This window comes from Sphingobacterium sp. SGL-16, from assembly GCF_011043515.1.
Classification (GTDB): Bacteria; Bacteroidota; Bacteroidia; order Sphingobacteriales; family Sphingobacteriaceae; genus Sphingobacterium; species Sphingobacterium litopenaei.
On the sequence record NZ_JAAKGQ010000110.1, the window covers coordinates 1 to 1,181 of the forward strand.

Here is a 1,181-nt window from a genome sequence, read left to right on the forward strand (position 1 = left end):
ATGAGTTTAAATTTAACATTGTTCAAAACGATCTTATAGTGCTTGCTTTCAATCTTTCGTTGGGCATATGCCCTAAGTTCAGGATCGTGGGTTACGGCAGACTTAGCTGCTTGGTTTAGCTCTTGTTTTAGTTCCTTGTTAGCTATATAGCTAACCATTTTTTTACCCCTAATACTTGTTCCAGAAGTATTGTCAAATGGTACGACACCAACGTATACCGCATATTTTCGTGGATCTGTGAAACTAACAAAGTTTTCTGTGTATGCGATCGTCATTAACGCATTTATCGGACCTATCCCCTTAACGCTCGTTAAAATACGATAGCTTTTTAATAAAGAATCACTGGATTTGATTAAATAATGTATTTCCTTTTCGATCTGGCTAATGTGGTTTGTATTAGCTCTTATTTTTAGATTGGCAATACGTATAACAGCATCTTTTAAATCTTTTCCATAAATGTGTTGACGCTCCTTTATTGTGGCAGATAAGCCAGCATTTTCTCTAACAAGTCTTTTTCGAAATGATAATAGTTGCTTAAGGGTGAGTATATTTTGATCCAATGGCTTAGATGGTTTCAGGCGAGCTATTTTTTCTTCGCCATACAAACCTATCCGGTAAGAATCCACTTTGTCATTTTTTCCACGTGTTATCCCCATAGATCTTTTGATCTCAAGCCCAGAAATCCTGCAGTAATGCAATGATATGGATTCACAGAACTGTATAAACCTATATTCATAACCTCCAGTGTGTTCCATGATTACTAATGTTTCGCTTAAGGGAATTTCATTAGTCCTACACCATGTTTTGAATTTACTAAATCCTTTGCTATCATTTTCTATTTTGATATGCAGTCTACGTTTAGCGCAACTGATGTCGAGTGTTAGCTTTGAAACATCGACTCCCAGGATAAGATTGTAAGTTTTCATACGTTTACTTTTTAATACCATAAAAAAATGCCTTTTGCCAATCACCTTTGATGGATCAAAGAAATTATTCTAGTTGGGCCTTGGGCAATATAAAAGGCAGAGGACTATAACCACCCGAAGAACTTTAATTCTAGTGTGAGAGAAAGTTCACCTCTGTCTTTTATGTAAACGTTATTTTTATGTGTTTAACACCTTTTGCTTTCCTAACCCCTTTGATATCCTCAAAAGTTAATTACTGAACAAAGGTGTGAGAGG

1 protein-coding gene is annotated in these 1,181 nt (G+C 35.7%); it reads right to left on the reverse strand.

The window, feature by feature from the left end; all coding sequences use genetic code 11:
• Positions 1–926: IS110 family transposase (locus G5B32_RS16860; RefSeq protein ID WP_165292656.1), on the reverse strand; the 926-nt coding region annotated here is incomplete at its 3' end.
• Positions 927–1,181: the final 255 nt, after the last annotated feature.